This is a genomic window from Streptococcus pseudopneumoniae, from assembly GCF_001074565.1.
In the GTDB taxonomy this organism is placed as follows: domain Bacteria; phylum Bacillota; class Bacilli; order Lactobacillales; family Streptococcaceae; genus Streptococcus; species Streptococcus pseudopneumoniae_J.
The window spans coordinates 1-4809 of record NZ_JUQX01000009.1 but is presented as its reverse complement, the minus strand read 5'-3'; the positions used below and the strand labels follow the sequence as shown (position 1 = coordinate 4809).

General features: G+C 43.1%; 6 protein-coding genes and 1 riboswitch. Of the genes, 4 read left to right on the top strand and 2 right to left on the bottom strand.

The annotated features are described in order from the left end of the window. Window positions 1–105: 105 nt before the first annotated feature. Together ADI74_RS01125 and ADI74_RS01120 are read right to left on the bottom strand one after the other, a co-directional pair. On the bottom strand, window positions 106–741 hold the full coding sequence (locus ADI74_RS01125) for a DUF421 domain-containing protein (protein WP_000174434.1): 636 nt from the start codon (window positions 739–741) through the stop codon (window positions 106–108). Next, window positions 738–1193 carry a DUF3290 family protein gene (locus ADI74_RS01120; protein WP_049536503.1) on the bottom strand — a complete coding sequence of 152 codons (456 nt, stop codon included), beginning with the start codon at window positions 1191–1193 and terminating at the stop codon, window positions 738–740. Before ADI74_RS01120 ends, ADI74_RS01125 begins: the two co-directional genes overlap by 4 nt. A 133-nt stretch (window positions 1194–1326) precedes the next feature. Between ADI74_RS01120 and ADI74_RS01115 the strand changes: the two genes are divergently transcribed. The 4 genes from ADI74_RS01115 (at window position 1327) to ADI74_RS01100 (ending at window position 4745) form a co-directional block, all read left to right on the top strand. Next, a complete protein-coding gene (locus ADI74_RS01115; RefSeq protein WP_049536501.1) occupies window positions 1327–2154 on the top strand; it encodes an exodeoxyribonuclease III in 828 nt (275 codons plus the stop codon). An 11-nt stretch (window positions 2155–2165) separates the two neighbouring features. Then, on the top strand, window positions 2166–2552 hold the full coding sequence (locus ADI74_RS01110) for a bleomycin resistance protein (protein WP_009730501.1): 387 nt from the start codon (window positions 2166–2168) through the stop codon (window positions 2550–2552). A gap of 133 nt (window positions 2553–2685) precedes the next feature. Further along, window positions 2686–2781, top strand: a riboswitch (purine riboswitch). A 120-nt stretch (window positions 2782–2901) separates the two neighbouring features. After that, window positions 2902–3483, top strand: a complete 582-nt coding sequence (locus ADI74_RS01105) for a xanthine phosphoribosyltransferase (protein ID WP_000770430.1) — start codon at window positions 2902–2904, stop codon at window positions 3481–3483. Then, a complete protein-coding gene (locus ADI74_RS01100; RefSeq protein WP_001171650.1) occupies window positions 3483–4745 on the top strand; it encodes a nucleobase:cation symporter-2 family protein in 1263 nt (420 codons plus the stop codon). Before ADI74_RS01105 ends, ADI74_RS01100 begins: the two co-directional genes overlap by 1 nt. Window positions 4746–4809: the final 64 nt, after the last annotated feature.

The following is a 4809-nucleotide window of genomic DNA, read 5'->3' as shown; positions in this document are numbered from 1 at the left end:
AAGAGCAAACTAGGAAACTAGCCGCAGGCTGTACTTGAGTACGGCAAGGCGACGTTGACGCAGTTTGAATTTGATTTTTGAAGAGTACAAGACCCCAGGTTTTTCTTATTCATAAGTTACGACTGAGACGACACCCTTGTCATACTCAGCGATAAAGATATTGGCTACATTGTCATACCCTTGTTTACTGAGGTTATCAAGCAGCCATTCTTCGCTCCGACCAATGGTCTCCAAAATTTCGACTTGGATAACACCGTCTGTGACAACAGGATACTTGGGATTCTCATCTCCCATTTGGACCACGATGAGTTGACCGTTCTGCTCCTGCATAGCGCGTTTGACTTGTTTCATTTGGAAAATTCCCTGACTACGGAGCTTAAGAGCTACGTCCGCTGCTGATAAACCAACCGAACGGCAGGCTTCTGGATCAATCTTCCCATTTTTGATGAGCAGGGTTGGTTTCCCATCAATCAAACGTTTCACAAAGTGAACATTGTTGTTAAGCCACTTGAGAGTCAAGACCAGAATGGTCCACATAATCAGGATAACTGCATACTGAAGGATACTGATAGCGCTATTGTAAATCACCCCACCGATGATCCCCCCGAGTACATAGTTCTGAATTTGATCTATCGCTGAGTTAGGCGCTAGGTTGCCCTTTCCGGTCACATTAATCACGAAAACCAGAGAAAAGAGACCCAAGGCTAGTTTGATTAAAATTTCGATATAATTGAGTGTCATTTGTTCACCTCCACCAGTTCAATTGCATCTGTTTTATACAATTCCACTTTCTCTAGCAGGTACTTGTCTGGCTCACTTCCGTTCAAGGCACGATAATAGCAATCACCTACCTTGATAAGTGCGCCATCAGTGTTTGTGGAAGTATTGACATAGATCTCTGACTTGTCAACTCCCAATTCTTTGGAAACAAGCTCGATGAAATGAAGTGAAGCTTGAAATTTATTATTAGAAACTTGATTGTTTTGGTAAGTCGTGATGCTGACTAAAAGGAGAGCTAATAAGGTCAAAGCTGAAATCATGACCAACTCACGAAATTTGGTCCCCTTTTTATCATGATAAGCCTTGAAAGCTAAAAATCCTGTCACAGCTAATAGGACAATCCCTAAACCAATCATGATGCCATTTTGCTGACCGATTTGGCTGAGTACATAGTCATAAGAATAGAATTTCATGTATTTTCACTCCCTTTCATAAAATCATTCTTAATTATAAACGAAAGAGGGGGATTTTTCAAACCATACGTTGGGGAAATACGCCCTTTTTTGGTATAATATAGTCTATAATCTGAATGAAAAAGGTAACTTTATGAAACTAATCTCATGGAACATTGATTCCCTCAATGCAGCTCTAACGAGCGACTCAGCTCGTGCAAAATTGTCCCAAGAAGTCCTACAAACCTTGGTAGCCGAAAATGCTGATATTATCGCTATCCAGGAAACCAAGCTTTCTGCCAAGGGCCCTACAAAAAAACACTTGGAAATTTTAGAAGAATTCTTCCCAAGCTATGAAAACACTTGGCGTTCCTCTCAAGAACCTGCTCGCAAAGGCTATGCTGGAACCATGTTCCTTTATAAGAAAGAACTCACACCAACGATCAGCTTCCCAGAAATCGGTGCCCCTTCTACCATGGACTTGGAAGGCCGCATTATCACCTTGGAATTTGACACATTTTTCGTGACCCAAGTTTACACTCCAAACGCTGGCGATGGCCTCAAACGCTTGGAAGAACGCCAAGTCTGGGATGTCAAATACGCTGAGTATTTGGCGCAACTAGACAAAGAAAAACCAGTCCTTGCGACTGGAGACTACAACGTAGCTCACAAGGAAATCGACCTTGCAAATCCTGCTAGCAATCGCCGTTCACCTGGATTTACAGACGAGGAACGTGATGGTTTTACCAACCTTTTGGCAACTGGATTTACCGACACCTTCCGCCACATTCACGGCGATGTCCCAGAACGTTACACTTGGTGGGCGCAACGCAGCAAGACTTCTAAAATCAACAATACAGGCTGGAGAATCGACTACTGGCTCACTAGCAACCGCGTGGCTGACAAGGTGACCAAGTCTGACATGATTGACTCGGGTGCGCGTCAAGACCATACGCCGATTGTATTGGAAATTGAACTCTAAGGAGAAAGCTAATGGACTATCAAGCTGTCATTCCTGAATTTGTAGTATCTGACCTCGAAAAGTCACGCCACTTCTACTGCGACTTACTCGGTTTTAGAATCGAATACGAGCGTCTAGAGGAGAAATTTCTCTTCCTCTCGCTTGAAGACTGCCAACTTATGCTAGAAGAAGGCAGCACAGAAGAATTAGCCCAACTGACCTATCCTTTCGGGCGCGGTGTCAATATTTCCTTTGGCATTGAAGATGTCCCTCAGCTCCACCAAAAACTGCTGGAAGCTGACTATCCTATCCATCGTCCGCTGACCAAAAGAGAATTTCGAGTGGGAGATAGCTTTATTCACCCTCATGAATTTGCGATTTTAGATCCTGATGGCTATTTTTTAAGATTTAGCGAATAGAAGAATAAAAGGCTACAATACTTTCTAGCGTTGCAGCCTTTTATTCGTTCGCTTTTATGATCTATTTACTAACAAAACATTTGATTTATAAAGCTAATTGGTGTAAAATAAAAACATTGGCAGCAGCCTATTTAAAATTGAATATCATTTTACTTGTTTATGTCGTGAATTGGCACGACGTTTCTACAAGGTGCCGGAACACCTAACAATGAGTATGTCAGCTGAAGGTATGGTTTTGACCATGCCTATTTTGGGGACTTACTTAGGGGATTAAGTAGGTTCTTTTTCTATTTCTTGCTAGAAACTCTAAACAAGTAAATGAAGCATCTTTTAGACTTTAGGAGGTCTTATGAAATTATTAGAAGAGCGCATCCTTCAGGATGGGCATATCTTGGGTGACAACATCCTTAAGGTGGATTCCTTTTTAACCCACCAAGTTGATTTTAGCTTGATGCGAGAGATCGGTAAGGTATTTGCGGAAAAATTTTCTTCTGCTGGCATTACCAAGGTCGTGACTATTGAAGCGTCAGGTATTGCCCCAGCCGTTTTTACAGCTGAAGCCCTAAACATTCCCATGATTTTCGCCAAAAAAGCTAAAAACATCACCATGAACGAAGGCATCTTAACTGCTGAGGTTTACTCCTTTACCAAGCAGGTGACGAGCACGGTTTCCATCGCTGGAAAATTCCTCTCACCAGAGGACAAGGTCTTGATTATCGATGATTTCCTAGCCAATGGACAAGCTGCCAAAGGCTTGATTCAAATCATCGAACAGGCCGGAGCAAAAGTTGAAGCGATTGGTATCGTGATTGAAAAATCCTTCCAAGATGGTCGTGATTTACTTGAAAAAGCAGGCTACCCTGTACTATCGCTCGCTCGCTTGGATCGTTTCGAAAATGGTCAAGTCGTATTTAAGGAGGCAGATCTCTAATGCAAAAACAAGAAAAACACTCGCAAGCAGCCGTTCTTGGCTTACAGCACTTACTAGCCATGTACTCAGGTTCTATCCTAGTTCCTATCATGATTGCGACAGCTCTTGGCTATTCAGCTGAGCAGTTGACCTACCTAATCTCCACAGATATCTTCATGTGTGGGGTGGCCACCTTCCTCCAACTCCAACTCAATAAATACTTTGGAATTGGACTACCCGTCGTTCTCGGAGTTGCCTTCCAATCCGTCGCTCCTTTAATTATGATTGGGCAAAGCCACGGTAGCGGTGCTATGTTTGGTGCCCTTATCGTTTCAGGGATTTATGTAGTTCTGATTTCAGGCATCTTCTCAAAAGTGGCCAATCTCTTCCCATCTATCGTAACAGGCTCTGTCATTACCACGATTGGTTTAACCTTGATTCCTGTCGCTATTGGAAATATGGGAAATAATGTCCCAGAGCCAACTGGTCAAAGTCTCTTGCTTGCAGCTATCACTGTTCTGATCATCCTCTTAATCAACATCTTTACCAAAGGATTTATCAAGTCTATCTCTATTTTGATTGGTCTGGTTGTTGGAACTGCCATTGCTGCTACCATGGGCTTGGTTGATTTCTCCCCTGTTGCAGCAGCACCGCTTGTCCATGTCCCAACTCCACTCTACTTTGGAATGCCAACCTTTGAAATCTCTTCTATTGTCATGATGTGTATCATTGCAACGGTGTCTATGGTTGAATCCACTGGTGTTTACCTGGCCTTGTCTGATATTACCAATGACCCAATCGACAGCACGCGCCTGCGTAACGGTTACCGCGCAGAAGGTTTAGCTGTCCTTCTCGGAGGAATCTTTAACACCTTCCCTTACACAGGATTTTCACAAAACGTTGGTTTGGTTAAATTATCAGGTATCAAGACTCGTCTGCCAATCTACTACGCGGCTGGTTTCTTAGTTCTCCTTGGACTCCTTCCTAAGTTTGGTGCCCTCGCCCAAATCATTCCGAGCCCTGTTCTTGGAGGTGCCATGCTGGTGATGTTTGGTTTTGTTTCCCTTCAAGGGATGCAAATCCTCGCCCGCGTTGACTTTGCTAACAATGAACACAACTTCCTTATCGCAGCTGTATCAATCGCTGCAGGTGTCGGACTCAATAACAGTAATCTCTTTGTCAGCATGCCGACAGCCTTCCAAATGTTCTTCTCAAACGGAATCGTCGTAGCCAGCCTACTTGCCATTGTACTCAATGCCGTATTAAATCGGAAAAAGAAATAAGAAAAAGATGAACTGCACCCCAAAAGTTAGACAGAAAAAAATCTAACTTTTGGGGTGTTTTTAT